Source organism: Bifidobacterium eulemuris (assembly GCF_014898155.1).
In the GTDB taxonomy this organism is placed as follows: Bacteria; Actinomycetota; Actinomycetes; order Actinomycetales; family Bifidobacteriaceae; genus Bifidobacterium; species Bifidobacterium eulemuris.
This window is the reverse complement of sequence record NZ_CP062938.1, coordinates 1,355,815-1,377,981: the sequence shown is the minus strand read 5'-3', so window position 1 is coordinate 1,377,981 and position 22,167 is coordinate 1,355,815. Positions and strand designations below refer to the sequence as shown.

Sequence of the window (22,167 nt, the reverse complement as noted above, 5' to 3'; positions counted from 1 at the left end):
TCTCGATCCCTATTGTGGTGCGTCCGTCAGGAGGTGCCGTGCGGATGGATGTGCCGTCCTTGTCCGGATTGGTCGGATGCGGGATCGGGTGTATCCTCGAGGATGACCCGCCACGGGCCGTGTGACTCGTGGCGGGCTGAGTGTGCCGTTACTGGCGGCTGTTTCCGGCTCTGATCGCGTACGTGGTCAGAGCCAGTATCGCGATGTTGGCCGCGGTGGAGTCCACCTTGGCCGACAGGGCGATGACGAGCACCGCCATGAGCCAGATTACCGAGCCGCCGCGCGGCTCCTCATTTGGATTTTTCATAATCCAATCCTTTGAAAGGCCGCGCCGCGTTGGACGCGGCAGCGTCGTCCGGCGGTTGCCGGACGGTCTTCGTCGACCCATTGCAGAAGGTCTTCGTCGACAAAGACAATGGTATCGGTTATGATGGATGTTGCCGGTGAGGCATTGCTAGCTTCCTCCGAAAAATCAGGGCGGGTAATGCACATGACTTCAGGAGGTTGGCCGAGCCGGTGGATATTGGATTATATCCATCCTTTGAAAAGCGCATTAGCCGGTGTCTTCGGACACCGGCTTTTCGCTTTGCATGGGGTCGTGCGCTATCGGTTATGATGGATGTTGCCGGTGAGGCATTGCTAGCTTCCTCCGAAAAATCAGGGCGCGTAATGCACATGACTTTAGGAGGTTGGCCGAGCCGGTGGGTGTCGGTTAGCACCCACCTTTAATATCCGGTTAGCCGGTGTCTTCGGACACCGGCTTTCTCGTTGTGTGGGTCGGTTATGATGGATGTTGCCGGCGAGGCACCGCTAGCTTCCTCCGAAAAATCAGCGCGGGTAATGCCTGATTTCAGGAGGTTGACCGAGCCGGTGGGTATTGGATTATCACCCATCTTCCAGTCAAGCGTTTAGCCGGTGTCTTCGGACACCGGCTTTCGTTTTGCGCGCGTACGTGCGTGCGTCGTCTTGTGTGGCGGCGTTTCTCTCTTTCTGCTCGTCATCCTGAGCGGAGGCCGTAGGCCGTAGTCGAAGGATCCCGTGGGGCGGTTTTGCGTTTTATGCGCTACACTTGCGCGGTAGTGGGATTGGCGAAGCCCTGAAATCTGCGTGTATGTGTATTCGTATGGTCAGGGTGGTGTTGTCATGCTGTTCTTCGGTCGAGGCAAAGACCGTGGCTGCGCCGAGTCCGCCTCCGCGTCGGACGCGGATGCCGTATCGCTCGGGTCCGTTGGGGATGACGGAGCCGAGGATGGCGTGGAGTTGTCTGATTTTGATGAGTCCGTTGATGGTTCCGTCGATGGGTCTGATAGGCCGTTGGTGAATTTGGCGGTGGTATTGGGGAAGAAGGCCGCCGAGGCTCGGGCTGCGGAGTTGGCCGCGAAGCCCGTCAAGAATCCCGTCACCCCCGCGAAGCCCGTCAAGCCTCTTTCCGCGCGTGCCCGTCGTCGTCTTCCCGTTGTGGCGGCCGCGCTTCCGCATGCTCCGTTGGTGTGGTCGTGGGATGATTGGCGTGCCGTGTGCGGTGAGGACCGTCGCCGCGCGCGTCGCGCCCACGCCCGCAGCGGGGTGTGGCTTGTGGTCGCCCTGGTCCTGATCTGCTCCTCCCTGTTCATCGGTCTGCGCCCCTTCGCTTTGCAGGCGTATAACACGTTGGATTCCGCGTATGGCGCCCGCGCGTTCGACGAGGAGGTGGCGCAGTGGCCTTCCGAGGAGCAGAAGGCCGCGTTGGAGGCGGCGGAGGCGTATAACGCCGAGTTGGCCGCCTCTCCGCAGACGGAGTTGGGCGAGGGGGCGGATCCGTTCGGCGATGATCCGGACGTGAGCCGCTCCCAGAGCGACGAACGCTACCAAAGCCTCCTCTCCCTGAACGGTTCGGGTGCGATGGCGACGATCGAGATTCCGAGCATCTCCGTGTACCTGACGATTGCGCACGGCACGTCGGACGAGGTGCTTACCAGCCGGGCCGGCCACCTGTACGGCACGAGTCTGCCTGTGGGTGGCGAGTCCACGAATTCGGTGATCGCCGCGCATCGTGGTCTGCCGGATAAGCTGATGTTCACGCGTGTGGATGAGTTGCGTTCGGGTGATGTGATGTATATCCACGTGTTGGGCGAGACGTTGGGTTATAAGGTGTTCGACGTGCAGATCACGGATCCGGATGATACGACGTATCTGACGGTGGAACCGGGTCGGGATCTGCTCACGCTGTTCACATGCACGCCGTACGGGGTGAACACGCAGCGTCTGATCATCCGTGCGGAGCGCGCGGTCATCCCGACGATGGTCCCCGACGCGGCCGACGCGCCCGGCGACCCGGTGCTGGTGGGACTGCTGGTGTTCCTCCTCCTCGCCCTGCCCCTGTTGGTGTTGTTGCGTGTGTGGTCGTGGCTGCGCGAACGCCACCTACGCCCGTACCCACACCCACACCACGCAGCTGAATTGTGGTTCGACCGGCGAGGCCCGCGACGCCCGCGCGGCCCGCGCCCGACTCCCTCCTAGAAGCGGCGTCCGCCTTTCCGCGCGTGGCGCGTCCATGTTCGCTGTTCTCCGATTTGGTATGGGGAAGCGCCGCCGGTCCTTTTCGTGTGCGTGTGGACGGCCGGGTTTGGTTGGGAGACCGTGGTCCGGATGTCCCTTTTCGCGCATATGTGGGGTGGCCCCTTTCTGTGCCGGTTCGCATGCGTGAGCGCAAATGCTGCCCTAAAGGCCGATTTTGATGCTTCGGGTGCAGTTAGAGGGTTGAAGTAGGGGGTCGCGTTTGCCTGCCTCAAGGCTGATATGCCCCCGAATCGCGCGGTTCGCTACCCCCTTTTCATTGCTGATTTGCGTTCATCGCGGGGGGGGGGGGGCAGACTAAGCCCTGTGGCTTTGTCATCCCACTGGCAAATGCACCGTTAAGAAGATTGGAGAACATCTATGAAAGCGAATGCTTTGAAGCGTGTGGCGGGCGCGTTGTCCGCCGCCGCTGTGCTGGTCGCCGGTATGGCGCTCGGCACGGGTACCGCCAGCGCGGCCGCGGCCGTGCCGCAGGACGGTGTCCCGTATATCCATATGTCGGGTCTGACCGCGGAGAACTCGGAGAGCTCGACGTGGCGTCTGTACAAGATCGGCGATTACGTGTCGGTGGACGCGAACAACGCCGACGTCACGACGGTCGCCGACGCTCAGGTCAAGACTCTGCTGCGCGAGGCCATCGAGGCGGGCGATCCGGACGGTTACAAGTCCGACATCTACGACAAAGACTCTACGACGCAGCAGACGTACTACGACAATCCGGTGGCATACATCTCCCAGCATATGGGCGACCCCGGCTATGCCGAGAAGCTGCGCAAGATCGCCGACGCGCTGGCCGACACCACCGCCGGCACCGGCCTGCTGAAGAACACGACCATCGCCGCCACCGCGCAGTACGAGCCGAGTGTAGAGAACTACGGCACCAATCACGATGTGTATCTGACCAGCAAGGCTTACGGCACGGCATACGCCGCCGGTGATTTCAGCCAGGGCGTGTATGTGATCACCAGCAACAAGACCATCACGAAAGATACCGCCACCGTGAACGCGGTGTCCACGATGATCGTTCCGTCCACGTACTGCCCGGATGCAGACAACACGGTCAAGGTGTTGAAGGGCCAGCAGTTGGGCGAGGTCGCGTTGAAGTCGTCCGACGGCAACACCCCGGACAAGAAGCCCGATCCCGTCGATCCGGACAAGCCGGACTATGAGTCGACCAAGAAGGGCGAGGTCGTGTGGAGCGACGCGAACGGCACGCTGGTGAAGTTCACGCTGTCGTCCTCGATCCCGTCGAACTGGAGCGCCAACGACGCGAACCACAACATGAAGATCTACGACGCCCCGCGCGCCGGCGTGACGGTCCTCAAGACCATCGCGGGCGTGAAGAGCATCGTCGACAACAAGTTCTCCTCCCTGACGTTCGACGATAACGACAACGGCATCAAGAAGGACGCCACCACGCTGGCCACGGCCGAGGCCCTGACCCTCAAGGTCGGCAACACCACCCTGTCGACGGCCGGCGGCACGGACTACACCTACACGCTGACGTACAAGAACACCGCCTCCGGCGACGACGATAACAAGTTCGTGGGCCAGGACAAGAGCACCGGTGGTGAGGTCGCCAGCGGCATCCTCGAGAACGACAAGTACTTCCTCGCGGACGTCAACCAGGTCATGAAGATCCCCGGCGTGGCGGCCTCGGCCGATGTCGTGATGACGTACTACGCGTTCATCGAGTCCACCCAGTCCGGCGCGGTGAACGACTACCTGTTCAAGTTCGACGGAACCGAAGCCGGCAAGGATCAGGAACCGCAGAACACGACCGTCGACTACACGCTGTACAACGTCGGCCCGAAGAACAACTACGAAGGCGTCGCGGACGCGACCTACCGCATCTACAAGGTCAATGTCTCGGGCGACCGTGACTCCCTCAGCTACGCCAAGGGCAATCTGGCCGGCGAGGTGAAGTCCGCCGCCACCACCGGCGCGGTGAAGTTCCCGAACCTGACCTCGGGCTACTACATCGTCGAGGAGGCCACCGTGGCTACCGGCTACCTGCAGTCGTTCGCCCCGACCTACACCATCCAGGTCACCGGCAAGACCGGCACCGGCTCGGGCGCCACTTATAACTCGCTGACCGCCAAGGCCCTGACGAAGACCGAAGCCGAGAAGATGGGCGGCGATGCCTTCTACAAGGATCTGGGCCAGCTGCTCGACCTCAACAAGGCGAAGGTGGACGGTCCCCCTACCATCAACGCGGGTGACTACGTGCACAACATCACGAGCCTGACCCAGCTGCCCATGACCGGTGGCGCGGGCATCGCTCTGAGCGTGGTCGTGGCTCTGGTGCTGGGTGGTTTCGGTCTGGCGTCCTATCGTCGTTCCCGTAAGGCCGCTTCGGTCGTCGCCTGACGCCGGGTGGCTCCCCTAAGGTTTTCCGGTCCGTCGCTTTGTGTGGCGGCCGGGATGCCTGTCCTGGTTGTGTGGCGGCCCATTTCCTTCTCTGCGGGCCGTCACGCTTTTCTTCCTTCTTTTTCGTCGTCCCGGGCGGGACGGGTTTGTGGGGTTTCGTGTTCCTCGGTGCCGACGGTTCCGGGATCCTTCGACTCCGCCCTCACGGGCTCCGCTCAGGATGACGAAAAAGAAAACCTCCTTTCCGTCCCCGCCCGGGATGACGAAAACCCTTTCGTCCCCACGTGGGATGACGGAAACCCTTTCGTCCCCACGTGGGATGACGGAAAAGAAAACGAGAGGGAAGCGGCCCCGGCTTCGATGGGGCGGTCCCGGCCCGCGAGCGGGCTGGATGGTTCCCGACCTGAACGGTCGGGATGCGCTCGACCGGAATGGTTGAGACGGTTCCCGACCTGAACGGTTGGGATAGGCCCCGACCTGAATGATCGGGAAGGTTCCCAACCTGAACGGTTGGGATGTTCTCGACCCGAATGGGTTGGGATAGGCCCCGACCCGAATGATCGGGAAGGTTCCCAACCTGAACGGTGGGATAAGGCCCGGCCTGATTGGTTGGGATAGACCCCAGCCTGAGTGGCTGGATGGACCCCGACCCGACTGGTCGGGATGGTTCCCGACCTGAATGGCGGGATGGTTCCCGCCGTGAGTGGTGGGATAGGGCTCCTGCTTGTGGCGGGGGTGTGTGATGACGTTTCGCCTGGTTTGGTCCGGGTGGTTGTGGTTGTTGTTCGTCGGTCCGCCGTGAGGCGGGCTGTCCGGTCCGGCGCCTCGCATGGGGTCGTGGGATTGGTTTGGTTGATTGATTGAGGTGCCGTTCATGATGGATGCTCGTTGGTTGGAGGCTGTCGGTAGGGCGACGTGCGCTGTGGCGCGTAGGGCGTTGCCGTCCTTGTGCGCGTTGGCGATGTTGGCGGGTGTGGCCACGAGCGCCACGAACGCGTACGCCGAGGAGGCGTCCGGCACCGACACGGCCCAGACCACCACCGACACGACCGGTACCGCCGGCACCGACACGTCCGATACGACCGGCACCACCACTGATTCGACCGGCACCGCCGGCTCGTCCGAGGACACGTCCGGTACCGCCGGCGGTTCGACCGATACGTCCGATTCGACCGGTGCGACCGGTGACTCGTCCGCTGATTCGACCGGTTCGTCCGCTGATTCGTCCGACGCGTCCGATGCGACCGGTGCGGGCGATGCCGACGTGCAGGGTGATTCGGCCGGCGACGCGTCCGGCACGTCGGACGTGGCGGACGCGTCGGATGAGCCGTCCGTCGTTTCGGATGATTCATCCGGCGACAATACTGGTGTGTCGGCGGATGAGGGTGTGTTCGCGGCGAACGATGACGGCACGGACGCCCAGGCGGTGAACTCCACGACGTGGGATCCGAAGAACGCGAAGGCGTACACGGATTACACGGTGGGTGATTTGAAAACCAATGTGCCGAAGGTCGGTTTGACGTTGAATGGCCAGGCCACCACAGCGTCGTCAAACAATAGGTATGACAACTATGCCTTGGGGTTCGTCAAAGTGGATCCCACGAATAAGGCCAGTGTCGATGCCGAGATCTACACGACGTACAACTGTGGCGCGCATATGACGTTGGCCAAGGACGAGGACGAACTGATTACGATTCTTAAGACGCATTTCCCCAATGAAGGCATCACTGATGGTACATCGGCTTTCGCTTTTCTCGTGAGTAAGTGCTTCCGAAGTGAGTACATTCAGCGCGTCGACGGCAAACCCGCCGTACTTGGTAGCAGTAACTATTATCTGAGCTCCATTGGTTTGCCGAACGGCCAGGGCTACAAGTACGACGGCGTGTGGCTGAAGTACCAAGGCCAGTTGCGTATGCGCCTGGCGTGGATGGGCACGATCAACAATGAGACGTACGTGCTGGCGTACGATGAGAGCGGCGGCAAGACGGCCACCAACCAGTGCACGCCGTGGGTCGATGGGAACCTCGAGAGCGGTACCGGCTCCAAGGTGAACAAGTGCATGTTGACGAAGCTGCCGGATGGCGCGCAGGTCGTGGTGTCGTTCGTGAACACGGGTAGCATCCGCGTGGGGTATCGTTCGTTGGGCGTCGACAGTTCGGGTACGGGCCTGAGCGGGACGGTTGTGACAGAGGCGACGGGCGACGCGAGCACGCATGAGACGGGTTGGATTTCGTTCCAGGTGCAGAAGACGTATGCGGGCAGCCAGTTGATGATGTATCTCAAAGAGGGCTACACCGCCGACGAGAACGAGAAGTGCAGTGAGTCCACGAACTCGAAAGTGTATGACAGTCTGAACAGTGCCAGCGCTGATACACGCAGGGTTACCGTTGCTGCCGTGGGTGAGTTGAACCCCTCGACGAACATGCAGTCATTCACGTTGAAGGCCACGAGTGGAACCCTGGGAAGTACGTTCCAGGAACCCGCTAGCGGCAGTAGTAGCAGTAGGGGGTTCCTGCTGTGCGTCAAGGAGTCCATCAGCGCGAGCGTTAACGGTAGTAGTACAATCGCTGGCACTACCGTGAGGACGACGGGCAGCAGCCATAACGTGAGCGTGACGTCGATCTCCGGGCGCACGACCGAGTACGAGAACAATACGGGAGGTATGAGTCCCGCGGGCCAGCAGACCATCGGTATGGTCACCACGGTCAGGAACCAGTCGCTCAACCCCGGCTTCGAGACCATGAAGGTTCAGATCAACAAGGCTTTGGGCGGCCAATACACTGGAGGGACTGACGACGGCTCGGAGTTGCGTGGCAAGATTAAGAGTGCCGCTCAAACAGGAGTTTTCACTAGTATCTTTGGTACATCGGCAATGTACGGTATGCTCTCCAATAGTTGGGACACGAAAACCCAGAATGGTTTGGGAGCCAACGATGAGGTATACACGGATGCTCAGTACACGGATTTGTCCGTGGACGGCCTTTCGGTGTATAACGGCGGCAGCGTGGCTATTTTGGCGTTGAACGACATCCGTTACCAGCAGGACAACATGACTTCGCAGTCCGATAAGACCCTTGGGTGGACGCAGTTCCTGTCAGCCATCACGATCTGCGCGACGAGCACCGACACTGCGGCGAACAAGAAGGGATGTGCGTACGAGAAGACGTTGGAGCGCGCGTCGGTGCCGACCTATATGGGCAAGACCGGCGACCTGCAAGGCGGTAATGCGGAGCCGACGGATGCCACCAGCATGCCGTGCGCGTATACGACCTTGTCCGGTGGGGCGCTGAACGGGGTCAAGGTGGCGGTGTGCGAGGGAATCCAATTGTACCGCCCGTCGGGGAGCATGGTGACCTCCACCACCGATTCCAACCTTTCTAATGCGCAGCAGAATATGATGTCGATCCACCCGTACTTCATTTTCCTTGAGGGTGTGACCACGGATGTGAGCGTGAAGCTGACCTGGACCAAGTCGATCAACCGCGAGTTGTTCATCGGCAACACGACCGGTGTGAGCGATCTGCAGATGTACAGGGCGTACTACGGCAAGTTCAACGAAAACGGAGTCGAAGTGGAGGGTTGGGAGCACTCCGGCACAATCAAGTCTGGCAACTATGAGACGAAGATGACCTGGGCATCGAATCCGCGTCAGGAGTGGGCGGCGTGGACGACCCAGCTCGAGGCCTTGAAGCCAGGCGACGAAGTTCAGCAGATAAAATACGGTTCTGACCGCTACTACAAGCACAACGACTATCGGGCCGGGCGTGGTATGCTGTTCCGGTTCAAACGCGAGTTGGGTTACACGAACTATCAGGTGAAGGTGACCAAATACGACGGAAAGACGACGATAGACCTGCCTATCGATCCCACGCCGCAGGAGCATGTCGCCGTCGGCACTGGGAATATCGGATTCCAGAGCACGTTCTGGAGTCCGGGTTCGGCCCATTCCAACCGCTGTTTCTTCGAAAAGACGGAAGGAAACGGCTCGCCCTCCCAGTGGATATACTGCCTTGTGTACGATAAGACGCCCAAGTATTCGACGCAGCCGTACACGCTGTCGATCAGCGCGACGGCGGTCACGTACCAGGCGACCTTCCACGTGGGTGATTCTACGGTGCAAGCTGGCACGAAAGAGGGGCAGGTGGATCAGAATTCGATGCCGGTGGACGTGTCGTACAATCTGGCCGGCCGGGATCCGTCGACCGCGCAGGTCGAGGTGCAGAACGTGGTGCCCACGCGCACGGCGTCCAATGGCAAGACCTGGTATTTCGAGGGGTGGAAGGCGTACTGGTGTACGGACGAGAAGTGCGCTGCGAAGGGCGATGAGATTACGACCGTCGTGGGCGACAACACGGTGCCATTGCCGAACGTGCAGCCGGGCAATCTCATCACTATCGGCTTGTTCGCGATCCCCGACGACGCGAAGGGCGTGTATCTCGAGGCGCAATGGAGTCAGAACGATACGGTGCGCACGGTGGAGAGCGTGTTCGGCAAGACGTACCAGTATTATGTGGGTACCGTGGTGACCGGTGTCCCTTACGATGGGTGGTCCGCGTTCAACCAGAACGATTTTAAGAAAGACGGAATCCCCGCGTTCCAGACGAGTACGGTGCGGTTCATCATGCCGGTGCCGGAGAAATACTCGAATAATATGTTGGCGACCACGTACCGGTACGACCAGGATCCCGATTACATGCCTCCGGCAACGTTGACCGCCAAGGCGAGGGTGAAGCCAGAGAGTGGGACCACCGACGACTACGTCAATCTGTCGTTGGTGTCGGGACAGACATGCGACCAGCTGCTGCGGGATAAGGGCGTCACCATTCCAAGCCAGCGGGATCTGTACTGCACGACGGGGGATGTGGCGTTGTCCGGTGGTCTGAAGGTTCAAGGTCTGGGCAACGACATCGCGAATACGAGCTGGAAGTACACGCCGAACCCCACCTCGGAGTCCGGGCCGACCGCGACGAACCCGGGGCTGTCGGGCACGTTGATGGTGGCGGTGTACCGCGTGGAGCAGAAGGTCTCGTACGCGGACAACATCTCGATGCTGCATGACAGCTCGTTCAAGCCGTCATTGTGCTGGCTGCTCATGGATGGCATGCCCTGTTATCCTATGGGGGATGGTTCTGCTGAAAGACCTTCGATCGCGTCGATGTTGGCGAATTATCCGGCGTATACGGGCCGTTACCTGTTCGACCGCTATTACCTGCCCACGGTGAACTTGGGCGAGAAGCAGTCGGATTTCCAAGGCAAGCAGGGGCCGTTGAACTGGAAGGTCGAGAACAATAATTCGCGTACGGTGACGTTCAACGGCTGGTCCGTCGATGAGGGCAAGAACGTCGTGGACCCGGCGGCGCAGACGACCACGCAGCGGATCACCGACTACAACACGGCCGTGACGTGGAAGGGCCAATGGACGGCGAGCCTGCCCCCGGTGAGCCAACTGCCATTGACGGGTACGAAGCCGTGGTGGATGCAGGTGATCGTGCCGGCGGTGCTGGTCGCCCTGCTTGGTCTGGCCGCGTGGCTGCGCTGGCGTAAGGGCTCACAACTGTGGAGCAACCACGCGTAGGAAAAACAGGATTTCGCCCGGTCCGGCGTTCCACGGAGGAACGTCTGGCCGGGCGGACTCGTTGGTTGGTCCAGCCGGCCCGGCCGGACCAACCAACGGGGCGGGGTTCGCTATGGGGCGGGCCGTGTCGTAGTTGTTGGTTTGGAGGTGTGCGATGGGTCGTACGGCGTTCACGCGTGAGGAGCGGGCGTATCTGCTCACGTTGCCGGCGGTGGCGGATGTGAGCGAGTATCGGATTCATTACTCGCCGGAGTTCCGCAAACAGTTCCTGCGCCGGTATCGGGCGGGCGAGTCTCCGGTGGCCCTGTTCCGTGAGGCGGGGCTGGACCCGAAGATCATCGGGCGCAAGCGCATCGAGCGGTGCACGAACCGGTGGGCGTCGATGCCGTTGGACGCGCAGGGCGACGACGACACCCGGGATGTGGACATGTCGGTGCCGTCGGGCGGCTCGTTGGAGGTTTTGACGCGTTCGCTCACGTTGATGCAGGCGCGTCGGATCTCGGAGTTGGAGGAGCGTGTGGCGCGTCTCGAGGAGCGCATTGCGCGCGAGCCGGTGCCGCTGCCCGGAATAAGCGTGGGCGTAACCCGTTCGGACCGCGTGCAACGCTACCAGGCATCGCGCCATAGCCTCGGACGCGGCTGAGAACGGTGGGCGGCCGTCCCATTCCACCATGCTCCTACTACTCCTATGGATCCTGAACGAAACACGGATCCTGAACGAAAACACGCCGTGCCGCATGGTGGGGTGTGGGGCATATCACGCTCGATTTTCTTCCAGCGTTCATACAGCCGAGTAAGATATGTTCGGCATTGATTGTTGACCAATCATGAGGAAATGTTAGGAACCATGATCGAGAACACCGCTCAGAAAACAGGGGAGTCGTCCCGCGAGCTGCCTGCACGTATCGTCATTCCGCCGATTCGTGGCGAGATGGTGCATCTGAGGCCCGCCACCGTGGAGGATCTTCCCAGGCTCGACGAGCTGGACGCCTTCTACGGCGCGTCCAAAATCACCGGCAAGGACGCGGCCGCCGAGCGCGCGCTGGTGCACGCATGGGTCCGACGTTCCGTGGCATGGACGAACGGGCAGCAGCCGGCGGAATCCGGCGTGGGCGATCCCGAATCCCGCCGCACCGTGGCCTGGGCCATCCTCACCGACGCCGACCATGACGACGACGGCGAGTTCGACGCCCCCACGCCCAACAAGGTGATCGGCATGATCTTCCTGATCGATGTGGACGGCTGGTCGCGTTCCGCGCGCATCCAGGTGATTCTGGGACGCGACTACCGCGGCCGCGGCTATTCGCGAGACGCGATGCCGCGCGTGATGACCTTCGGATTCGCGCCGCAGCCCGCTGGCCTGGGCATGCACCGCATCTGGGTGGGCGTGCCCGAGAAGAACTCCCGTTCGAACTCCGTCTACCGTTCGCTGGGCTTCGTGCCCTCCGGCGTCTCGCGCGACGCCCTGTGGGATACGGAGAACAACAAATACCAGGATCTGATCGTGATGGACACGTTGGTCGACGAATACGACCCGATCCGTTCCCTCGACGCCTTCGGCATGCACGTGTTCGAGGACAATCCCGGCGTCAAGGAGGCGTTGAGCGCGCGCGAGCACTCCCTCGCCATCCGGCAGACGGTCGATTTGGGCGATGGCGAAACCGCCGTGGGCGAATCCGAACACTCCGGCGAGACGCCTGCGGGCGAGCCGAAACGCGAGGATCATATGAACGAGGCCGAACCGGCGGCCGGAGAATCCACCGGCAGGCCGCATCCGGCCAATGCCGGCGCTTCGGGCGAATCGGAACCGGAAAGCAACTGGCCCTACGGGCAGTCCGAACGCAAAACGTCGAAGGACGCATGGTGGCGCACGTTGGGCCGCGGCCGCAAGCGCGACACGGAAGGTAAGTGAGCGAACGACATATGAGTGCCGAGGATCTCGACAACTACGAAACCGACGCCGAACTCGCCCTGTATCGGGAGTATCGTGACGTCATCAAACTGTTCACCTACGTGGTGGAGACCGAACGCCGGTTCTATCTGGCGAATAAGGTCGATTTCAACGTGCGTTCCGCCGGGCAGGACGTCTATTTCGACGTGCAGCTCACCGACGCATGGGTGTGGGACGTCTACCGTTCCAGCCGCTTCGTCAAATCCGTGCGCATCGTGACCTTCAAGGACGTGAACGTCGAGGAAGTGCAGAAAACCGATATCGACATTCCCGACGATATCCACTGATTGGCGCCTCAGCCCGCCCCCTTTTCGCTGGTGTGAACGATAACAGGCGAAATGGCGGGCTTTTGCGGGCTATGCTGGGAATGATTCTGTGTGCATTCGCACATGAAGAGCGTGCGTTCGCCGCGGGGTCGGGTAGACTGTCCCTGATTTTGATGAGCAAGGAGACATCGTGACCGAAAAACAATCTGTGGTGATTATCGGCGGCGGCCCCGCCGGTCTGACCGCCGCATGGGAACTGATCAAGGACGGCGGCGCAGAAGCGTACGACGTGACCGTGCTTGAGGAGACCCGTGAGTTCGGCGGCATCTCACGTACCGTGCGCCATAACGGCAACCGTATGGATATCGGCGGCCACCGCTTCTTCTCGAAGGACGAACGCATCATGCAGTGGTGGAAGGACACGCTTCCGCTGCAGGGCGCGCCCTCATACGACGACCGCAAGCTCGGCCGCGAACACGATATGGAGCCGGGCGGCCCCGATCCCGAGGTCGAAGACAAGGTGATGCTCAAGCGCCACCGTGTCTCCCGCATCTTCTGGAACCGCCGGTTCTTCGACTATCCGATCTCGCTGAGCGCCAACACCTTCCGGGCGATGGGCTTCAAACTGACCATGCAGGCCGGCTTCTCCTACCTCGCCTCCATGGTGCACAAGCTGCCCGAGGACAATCTGGAGAACTTCTACATCAACCGCTTCGGCCGCAAGCTCTACTCCATGTTCTTCGAGGGCTACACCGAGAAGCTGTGGGGCCGCCATCCCTCGCAGATCTCCGCCGACTGGGGCGCGCAGCGCGTCAAGGGACTGAGCATCATGGGCGTGCTGAAGAACGCCTTCGCCAAACTCAGCCCCAAGAAGCGCGACAGCTCCGAGGTCGAGACCTCGCTGATCGAGGAGTTCTGGTACCCCAAGTACGGCCCCGGCCAGCTGTGGGAGACCGTCGAGGAGAACTGCGCCGCCGCCGGCGTCAAGGTGCTCACCGACGCCAAGGTGGTGGAGCTCAAGCAGGTGGACGGCGCGATCGCCGCCGTGGTGTACGAGGATTCCGAAGGCAACCGCACCGAACTCGCGGCCGACCAGTTCATCTCCTCGATGCCGGTGAAGGACCTGGTCAACGCGATCAACGCGCCGGCCGCCGCCGGTGAGGCCGGCGCCAAGCCCGCGCCCGCCGACATGGTGGAGGTGGCCAACGGCCTGCCCTACCGCGACTTCGTGACCGTGGGCCTGCTGGTCAAGCATCTGCGCCTGAAGAACACCACCGACATCCCCACCCTCGGCAACCCGCCGATCGTGCCCGACTGCTGGATCTACGTGCAGGATCCGGGCTACAAGCTGGGGCGTCTGCAGATCTTCAACAACTGGAGCCCGTATCTGGTCAACGACGTGGACGACACCGTGTGGGTCGGCCTCGAATACTTCTGCGAGGAGGGCGACTCCTTCTGGTCCATGAGCGAGGAGGACGTCGTCAAGTTCGCCGTCTCCGAACTCACCCGCATGCGCGTGATCAACGGCCCGCAGGACGTGATCGACTCCCACCGCGAGCGCGTCAAGAAGGCGTACCCCGCCTACTTCGACACCTACGACCGCATGCCCGAACTGGTCGAATACCTCGACGGCTTCGGCAACCTCTACTGCGTGGGCCGCAACGGACAGCACCGCTACAACAACATGGACCACTCCATGGCCACCGCCATTGAGGCCGTCGGCAACATCAAGTCCGGCAAAACCTCGAAGCGCAACGTGTGGAGCGTGAACACCGACAAGTCCTACCACGAGCAGAAGTAGCGTTCCTCCTCCGCCGCCGCAGCCGGGCTTGGCGCTCGGGCGGTGAGTGGAGCGCGGCGCATCGCGTCATAAAGGCCGATCCTCCCCAATCGGAGGGTCGGCCTTTCGCGTTGGCTTGACGGCAAGGTTGATGTGTCGTCATGCCGAGCGGAGTCGAGGCATCTCCTCAGGATGGCGGTGGGAAGGACGCCTCGCTTGAGGGAGGGCGACGAACGGCGGGAGTCGTCGGGCGTTTTGCTTTGGTCGTGCGGGCGTTGTAAGGTTAGGGTCAGTTCGCGAGCACGGTTTTGCCGCGAACGTTCGACAGCGGACTAACCGCAATCATTCTTATGAGCCCTGTTCGGTTGCGCCGATTGGGCCAAGGAAAGGCACTACCAGTGGCAACAAGCCAGAATCTTGAAGATATGAAGCTCTCCGAGCTCAAGGAGCTCGCCAAGCAGATGGGTCTTCGTGGCACTTCCACCATGCGCAAGCCCGATCTGCTTGCCACCCTGCAGGCCGCCCGTTCCGGTGGCGAAGCCCCGGCCGGTGTGACCGTGCGCGCGCCCAAAGCCGCCTCTCCGGCCGCCTCTCCGGCTGCCTCGCAGGTCGCTGAGCCGGTCGCTCCGGCGGCCGCCGAATCGGCCTCCGCGCAGGCTCCGCAGGCCGCCGCTCCTGAAACGAAGCCGGACGCTGACGACCGGCCGAAGAAATCGGCGAAAGACGGCGCCGCCCGCCGTAGCTCCGGCCGTACCAGCCGTACCGCCACCCGCGCCAAAGGCGCTCATCCGGACGTGCCGGCCGACGCCGCCAACCTGTTCGACGAATTGGGCATCGACGCGCCCATCGCCCAGAACGAGCCGCGCGGCGCTCGCGACGCCAAGAAGCGCGATCGCGCGCCGCAGCTTGACGAGAACGGCGATGAGGTGATCGTGGCCAATGTGCGCCGTCGCCGCCGTCCCGAACCCGTCCTCGCGCCCGAACCCGAAGAGGGCGTGCGCGATCTCGACGACATCCTCGCCACTCTGCCCACGCAGAAGCACGAATCCCGCGACGAAGCCGAGCCCGAGCGTCCGCGCCGCGCGCGTCGCGACCGCAACGCCGATGACCACGGTGATCGTGCCGAACGCGGCGAGCGCAACGACCGTGCCGAGCGTAACGAACGTGGCGATCGCAATGACCGTAACGATCGCAACGATCGCAATGTCGAACGTGGCGTCGACCGCCGTGGACGTCGCCTGCGCGGCCGCGACCGCGACATGGAGGACCAGCGCGGCGAGGAGCGCGTGGCGCGCGAGGATCGCCGCCGCGAAGAGCCGGCCGAAGACATGGTTCCCGTGGCCGGCATCGTCGACGTGCTCGACTCCTATGCCTTCGTGCGCACCTCCGGATACCTGCCCGGCCCCAACGACGTGTACGTCTCCATGGGCCAGGTCAAGAAATACGGCCTGCGCAAGGGCGACGCCGTGCACGGCACGATCCGCGCCCCGCGTGAGGGCGACCGTCGCAACCAGCGCCAGAAGTTCGTGCCGTTGCAGGCCATCGACTCGATCAACGGCATGAGCGTCGAAGAGGCGGCGAACCGTCCGCAGTTCGCCAAGCTCACCCCGCTCTACCCGCAGGAGCGTCTCAAGCAGGAGACCACGGCCAACAAGCTCACCGGCCGCATCATGGACATCGTCTCGCCGATCGGCAAGGGCCAGCGCGGTCTGATCGTCTCCCCGCCGAAGGCCGGCAAGACGATCACCCTGCAGAACATCGCCAACGCGATCACCGCCAACAACCCCGAAGTGCACCTGATGGTGGTGCTGGTGGACGAACGCCCCGAAGAGGTCACCGACATGGAGCGCACCGTGGCCGGCGAGGTCATCTCGTCGACCTTCGACCGCCCCGCCTCCGACCATACCACGGTCGCCGAACTCGCCATCGAGCGCGCGAAGCGACTGGTGGAGCTTGGCCAGGACGTGGTGGTGCTGCTCGACTCGATGACCCGTCTGGCCCGCGCCTACAACATCGCGGCCCCGGCTTCCGGACGCATCCTGTCCGGCGGTGTGGACGCGCAGGCGCTGTATCCGCCGAAGAAGTTCTTCGGCGCGGCCCGCAACATCGAAAACGGCGGCTCGCTGACCATCATCTCGTCCGCGCTGGTGGAGACCGGCTCGAAGATGGACGAGGTGATCTTCGAGGAGTTCAAGGGCACCGGCAACATGGAGCTGCGTCTGAGCCGCGAACTGGCCGACAAGCGCTTGTTCCCGGCCATCGACATCAACGCCTCCGGCACCCGCCGCGAGGAGCTGATCACCGCGCCGGACGAGCTGCCGGTCGTCTACCGTCTTCGTCGCCTGATGGGCGGTATGGAGCCGGAGCAGGCCTACCAGACTCTGGTGCCGCGCCTGAAGAAGACCGCCAGCAACCGCGACTTCCTCGCCGCCATCGTGCAGCAGCAGGGCGGCGGCGCCGTCAACGGCAACTGATTGACAAACGGTGCTCTCGACTATTGGTCAGGGTGTGAACGAGCCCTGATTAGCCCGGTGGGGCACCGAGTTGGCACCTGAGGTCTCCAGTTGGCACTGTCTGAAGGAGACCGCTATTACGGCCGGTTGGGAAAACCTTGGAAACACGGGGTTCTCTCAACCGGCCGTTTCCGTATGTGTTCAGATCGGATGCCAACTGGAAGCATCAAGTGCCAACTGCTTGTATGGGAGATGTCTCGAATACGCTCGGCATGACGGGGATATGGTATGCGCTCGGCGCGATGGGGATGCATGGGCGTGGCCGGCGCGATGAGGATGGGGCATATGGTCATGTGTGTTGCGTTGTCGGAGGGCATTCCGGCAGCGCAACACACATCACGCCAATTCTAGGGTTTCGCCGCTGGGAAGTTTGGCGGTGATGCTCAGTGAACCGCCGATGCCGTTGAGATACTTCTTCAGTGTGCTGACCATAACGTGATCCACATCACCGGATTCGATGATGCTGACGCGCTTCTGGCTCACGCCCATCTGCTTTGCGAGCTGCTTCTGCGTCAGCGCCTGCGCTTTGCGAGCCTCTTTGAGTTCGTATATGCGCATCTCTTCAAGCATCCGTGCTTTTGCGGCCTCTACTTTAGTGGGGTCGGTGTTGTGGTCTCGAGCGAAATCCTCGATGGTGTAGGTCATGTCAGTTCTCCTTGCTGTATTGTTCTTCAAGCCACGCCAGATAACGTGCCTCAGCCTGCTCGATGGCTGTTTTGTACCATTTGTTCCATCTGCGTTGTTTGTCGCCGCCGACCAGCATGATTGCCTGTCGTTTGGGGTCGAAGACGAATAGAATGCGTATCTCGCTCCGACCTACAGAGCCGGGACGTAATTCTTTCATTGATTTGACGATGCGCGAACCCTCAATCTTGCCGACTAGTGGGCGCTTGAGATTCGGCCCTTGGTCGCGAAGTATTTCAAGCGCGGCTTGCACTTGTTCCGCGGATTCGGTATCTAGAGTGTCCAGCCAGTCTTTGATTGGGTCCAACACTATGTTCCACATATCAACGAGTATACCAATATTGGTATTTATGGAGAGTCGCGTGTCATTGTGTTTGGATTTAGGTGAGCGCCTTGCCTCTTCGGGTGGTTTCTTTGTCCCCTCGGGCGGTTGATTGTGGGCATGGGCGGTTGTCGTGGGCTTTGGGCGGTTAATTTTGGCTTCGGGCGGTTACCGGATCGGGCATTCCTCCCGCCTAGCACTTTCAACGAAATCAAGAATGGCGGAATTTCAACGTTTTTAATCAAGGGGAAGACGTTTTGACGGCATCCGGTCTTAGACGCCAGCCGCCCGAAGCCAAAATTAACCGCCCGAGAGGTTTGCCAGCCGCCCGTAGCTCAAGTCAACCGCCCGAAGGGGTAGACAGCCGCCCAAAAGCCAAATCAGCCGCCCGAGAAATGTGTCGGTTGTCCGGGGCCATGTATCGGTGTCCCGAGATTGTGTGTTGGTGTCCTGAGGTTGTGTGTTGGTGTCTTGAGGTCGTGTGCCAACCGTTCCAAGCTGTATGACGGTCGCCCTCGGTTCATGGCCGGCACTGGTGCTTCACGTAATCCAGCTTAGGAGTCTTCATCCGTTCTCGGTTCGTGGGGCCGGCAGGTAGTAGGCTGGTGGGCATGAGCGAAACGAGCAGCGACTGGCAGAACTCCACCATCGACGAGACGCAGGCGGCGGAGCATCCCGAAACCGCGACGGCCGTGGCGGCGATCACCGCGTTGCGGCAGACCATCGATAATGTGGATTCCGCGATCATCTCGCTGCTGGCGGAGCGTTTCAAGGCCACGTCGCGTGTGGGTGTGCTCAAGGCGCAGGCGGGATTCGCCCCCGAGGATATGAAGCGCGAGGATTATCAGATCGAACGTCTGCACCGCATCGCCGTCGATGCGGGATTGGACCCGGATATCGCGGAGATGTATCGCGAATTCGTGGTCACCGAAGCCAAAAAACGCCATGCGCGCATCGCCGCCGCCGGTGGCGACCCCGGCGTGCTCGACGTCTTCGCCTGATCGAGCCGTCATCGTCGCGTGCCGACCGTGACGCCGCATGGCGCAAACCGCCATACGGCGACTCTTGCCGCGTAGTTGTTGAAAAACGGTACGGCGATCAACTGCAATTCCGGTACCCCATGCGAGCCGGCACCCACCGTGAAGTTTTGAAAAACGTTACGACGGTCAAGCCCAATCTCAGGAAAAACGTTACAAACAACACTATTTTTTTGAGAAAAACGTTACAGAATAACCCTCCATTCACGCGAAAAACGTTACAGAATGACCCTTCAATCACGCGAAAAACGTTACAGAGAGTACTTCCGGTATAAGAAAAACGTTACGGGGAGATTGACTTTGTTGTGCAGTCGGGGGGTGAGGTGCTGCCAATCGAGGTGAAATCCGGTAACGATTGGACTTCGCATAAGGCGTTGAACAACGTGCTTGCCGTGCCGGAATGGGGGATCGGCCAAGCGTATGTGCTCAGCAAAAGCAATGTCAGGCAGGATGGTGCCATCATCTATTTGCCGCTGTACATGAGCATGTTCATCCAACCGCCGGCCTTGCCGCAGGCTATGACCTATGAGGTGGATCTCAGCGCCCTGTGACGTGATCGTTGATGAGTGACGCGATCGTTGGTGATGTGATGATGTTGCCGTCCGCGACGGGGGGGGGGGGGCGTGATTGGGCAAATTCTGAAAATCGCCGCTTCGGGCGGGTTTGGAATTTCGAAAAAGCGCTGCATCGAATGTCTATGCGACTGCGATGAGACGCCTCATCGAGAAAACACCCGCTGAACGGGGGAATGCGCTCTTCGGGGGAATTGCAGCGGAGGGTACGTGTTTTTGCGCATATTTCGGGGGCTGTGGATGCGTTGTAGGGTGGCCGAAGTCTGAGGGTCAAGGGGTAGTATGGGGGTGTTTGTTGATATGAGGCTGTAAGACAGGGGAAGCGCAATGAAGCACGGAAAGTCGACGGATTCCTGCAAACACAGCAGCGCCTGGCTTGGGATGAAATTCAATAGGGGGGGGGGTATCGTCTTGCGGCATCGTTGACGGCGGCTGCGCTCGCCGTCGCACTGTGCTCGGGAGCGGCCATCGCCGTGGCCAACCCTGGCGATGAGAATAGCGGTGAACAGACTCAAACCGTAATCACACCGACCGATCAGACCAACCAGTCCGATCAGACCAACCAGTCCGACCAGACCGACCAGACCGATCAGACCGCCAACGGTCAGGCCGATGCAACCGATACGACTGACACGAGTGGCTCGACTGACTCAACTGACACGACCGAATCGGCCGGAACGACTGACACGACCGACCAGAACCAGGATTCCCAACCGGGCCAAACCACCGATACTACGCCTGACGGAGACACGTCCACCGGAGACGCCGGCGATGATGCCGGCAATGCAGACGAATCCGAAGGCTCTGATGGTGACGATGGCACCTCGGGCGATGGTTCTGGCGCGGCGGATGAGTCTAACACGGATGATTCCGATTTGTCGAACGACAGTGGCTCTGATGCGAACGCCATCGACCAGCAGGATGATGCGACCATCGTGGCTGACACTCAGCTGACGGATAGTGATTTTGATGAGTTCCTTGTCAAAGACACGGTGTCTCCCGCAGGCACGACGATTAACCTATTCGACTATTGGACTGCGGCGAATCAGCGGTCAGACAATTCCTATGATAAGTACATCAACAAAGATCATGCGCTGAAGCGACGTTCGTCGTAATGTTTGAGCGCGAAATTGGATTCCGTTCGTCATAAATAATGAGCGCGAAATCCCGCGCGGCCCGCGTCGTTCGCGGGGATGCTTGCCTTATGGAAGGCAGACTGGACATGGCCACGAGAAAACGGCTGACGAACAGGTTCAAGGCGGAGTACGCCAAGGGCGACAAGAAACAGAAGGGCGAGATCCTCGACCGCCTCGAGGCCGTCGGGATGGGCAGGTCCACCGCCCGGCGGCTGCTCACGCAGGCGGAGAGGGAGAAACCCGTGAAAGGCGCGGCGCGGGGCAGGCGGCCGAAGTACGACGCGGGCGCGCAGCGGCTGCTGGAGCGCCTGTGGCTGCTCATGGGCATGCCGTGCGGCCCGTACATGAAGGCCATGTTCGACCAGTGGATTCCCGCGCTCCTGGCGAACGGCGAGCTCGACGGCATCGACGGCGACGCGCTGGACCAGGTGCTGGCGATGAGTCCGTCGACCATCGACCGGCGGCTCAGACCGCTCAAACAGGCCGCCATGCCGAAGGGCGCGTCGCTGACCCGGCCGGCCGCGGAGCACATGCGCAACTCGATCAGGATCCGCAAATGCACCGACGAGACAATCCGCGTTCCCGGCCTGGCCGAGGCAGACACCGTGGCCCACTGCGGGCCCAGCATGAAGGGCGAGTTCGCCCGCACCCTGACGATGGTGGACTACGCGACGAACTGGACCGTGAACGTCACCGCCCGCAACAATGCCAAATCCAACATCAAGGCAGCGGTCGCCACCGCCCTGCCGCTCTTCCCGTTTCCCGTCACCTGCTTCGACTCCGACAACGGCGTCGAGTTCATCAACGACGAGCTCGTCGACTGGCTGCTCGAACAGGACATCGAACAGACCCGCAGCCGCCCGTACAGGAAGAACGACCAGGCCACCGTCGAGTCGCGCAACAACCACGTCGTCAGGAAATACGCGTTCCACTGGCGCTACGACACCGCGCAGCAGCGCGAGCTGCTCAACCGGCTGTGGGCGAAGACCTACGTGCTGCTGAACCTGTTCACGCCCACCCGCAAGCCCGTGCGCGTCGACCAGGGGCGCGACGGGCGCAGGAAGACCGTGTACGACGAGCCCCGCACCCCGTGGGCGCGCGTGCTGGAGCACGACGCCGCCGACCGCGCCGCCGGGGGCGGCGGATACGTCGTCGACGACGCCCGCCGCCGCATCGAGGGGATCATCGCCGCCACCAACCCCGCCCGCCTCAACCGCGAGATCGCCGTCATCCAGGACGAACTCGAACGCGTCAGCCGGGACCGCACCGAGGCGATGGCCCGCCGCGCCGGCCTGGACATGGGATACTTGGGAAAGGCGATCGAACGCATGCGCGCCGACGCCGGACAAAACGACAAATAGATCGCAGGCACCGTTTCGCGCTCACCCATTACGACAAACGAACA

At 61.6% G+C, this 22,167-nt stretch carries 15 protein-coding genes; 12 read left to right on the top strand and 3 right to left on the bottom strand.

Going from position 1 to position 22,167, the window contains the following annotated elements; translation table 11 throughout:
* Window positions 1-148: 148 nt before the first annotated feature.
* A complete protein-coding gene (locus BE0216_RS06120; protein ID WP_169714226.1) occupies window positions 149-307 on the bottom strand; it encodes a hypothetical protein in 159 nt (52 codons plus the stop codon).
* 836 nt (window positions 308-1,143) lie between these two features.
* Here BE0216_RS06120 and BE0216_RS06115 point away from each other — a divergent pair.
* From BE0216_RS06115 to rho, 8 genes are all read left to right on the top strand, one after another.
* Window positions 1,144-2,499 carry a class C sortase gene (locus tag BE0216_RS06115; RefSeq protein ID WP_094635860.1) on the top strand — a complete coding sequence of 452 codons (1,356 nt, stop codon included), beginning with the start codon at window positions 1,144-1,146 and terminating at the stop codon, window positions 2,497-2,499.
* Between the two features lie 417 nt (window positions 2,500-2,916).
* Window positions 2,917-4,926: a SpaA isopeptide-forming pilin-related protein gene (locus BE0216_RS06110; RefSeq protein ID WP_094635859.1), complete on the top strand. Its 2,010-nt coding sequence runs from the start codon at window positions 2,917-2,919 to the stop codon at window positions 4,924-4,926.
* Window positions 4,927-5,800: 874 nt separating this feature from the next.
* Window positions 5,801-10,501 (top strand): hypothetical protein, encoded by a 4,701-nt coding sequence (locus BE0216_RS06105; RefSeq protein WP_193042838.1) that lies wholly within the window; start codon window positions 5,801-5,803, stop codon window positions 10,499-10,501.
* 154 nt (window positions 10,502-10,655) lie between these two features.
* Window positions 10,656-11,144: an HTH domain-containing protein gene (locus tag BE0216_RS06100; RefSeq protein ID WP_193042837.1), complete on the top strand. Its 489-nt coding sequence runs from the start codon at window positions 10,656-10,658 to the stop codon at window positions 11,142-11,144.
* A 204-nt stretch (window positions 11,145-11,348) separates the two neighbouring features.
* Window positions 11,349-12,413: a GNAT family N-acetyltransferase gene (locus BE0216_RS06095; protein WP_094635857.1), complete on the top strand. Its 1,065-nt coding sequence runs from the start codon at window positions 11,349-11,351 to the stop codon at window positions 12,411-12,413.
* An 11-nt stretch (window positions 12,414-12,424) separates the two neighbouring features.
* Entirely contained in the window at window positions 12,425-12,739 is a 315-nt protein-coding gene (locus BE0216_RS06090; RefSeq protein ID WP_003828150.1) for a DUF2469 domain-containing protein, read from the top strand.
* Window positions 12,740-12,908: 169 nt separating this feature from the next.
* On the top strand, window positions 12,909-14,519 hold the full coding sequence (locus tag BE0216_RS06085) for an NAD(P)/FAD-dependent oxidoreductase (protein ID WP_094635856.1): 1,611 nt from the start codon (window positions 12,909-12,911) through the stop codon (window positions 14,517-14,519).
* Window positions 14,520-14,896: 377 nt separating this feature from the next.
* The gene (gene rho, locus BE0216_RS06080; protein WP_094635855.1) at window positions 14,897-16,972 is read left to right on the top strand and encodes a transcription termination factor Rho; all 2,076 of its coding nucleotides are present in this window, start codon (window positions 14,897-14,899) and stop codon (window positions 16,970-16,972) included.
* A 375-nt stretch (window positions 16,973-17,347) separates the two neighbouring features.
* On the opposite strand, the gene BE0216_RS06075 is transcribed toward rho, so the two are convergent.
* Together BE0216_RS06075 and BE0216_RS06070 are read right to left on the bottom strand one after the other, a co-directional pair.
* A complete protein-coding gene (locus BE0216_RS06075) occupies window positions 17,348-17,656 on the bottom strand; it encodes a helix-turn-helix domain-containing protein (protein ID WP_072724643.1) in 309 nt (102 codons plus the stop codon).
* A 1-nt stretch (window position 17,657) separates the two neighbouring features.
* The gene (locus BE0216_RS06070) at window positions 17,658-18,005 is read right to left on the bottom strand and encodes a type II toxin-antitoxin system RelE/ParE family toxin (RefSeq protein ID WP_226805715.1); all 348 of its coding nucleotides are present in this window, start codon (window positions 18,003-18,005) and stop codon (window positions 17,658-17,660) included.
* 623 nt (window positions 18,006-18,628) lie between these two features.
* On the opposite strand from BE0216_RS06070, the gene BE0216_RS06065 reads away from it, so the two are divergent.
* From BE0216_RS06065 to BE0216_RS06050, 4 genes are all read left to right on the top strand, one after another.
* Window positions 18,629-19,018, top strand: coding sequence for a chorismate mutase (locus tag BE0216_RS06065; RefSeq protein WP_094635853.1), 390 nt, complete (start codon window positions 18,629-18,631; stop codon window positions 19,016-19,018).
* 341 nt (window positions 19,019-19,359) lie between these two features.
* Entirely contained in the window at window positions 19,360-19,605 is a 246-nt protein-coding gene (locus BE0216_RS06060) for a hypothetical protein (protein WP_094635852.1), read from the top strand.
* Between the two features lie 443 nt (window positions 19,606-20,048).
* Complete coding sequence (locus tag BE0216_RS06055) at window positions 20,049-20,741, top strand: hypothetical protein (RefSeq protein WP_094635851.1); 693 nt, start codon at window positions 20,049-20,051, stop codon at window positions 20,739-20,741.
* A 107-nt stretch (window positions 20,742-20,848) separates the two neighbouring features.
* Window positions 20,849-22,123 (top strand): integrase catalytic domain-containing protein, encoded by a 1,275-nt coding sequence (locus BE0216_RS06050; protein WP_226805655.1) that lies wholly within the window; start codon window positions 20,849-20,851, stop codon window positions 22,121-22,123.
* Window positions 22,124-22,167: the final 44 nt, after the last annotated feature.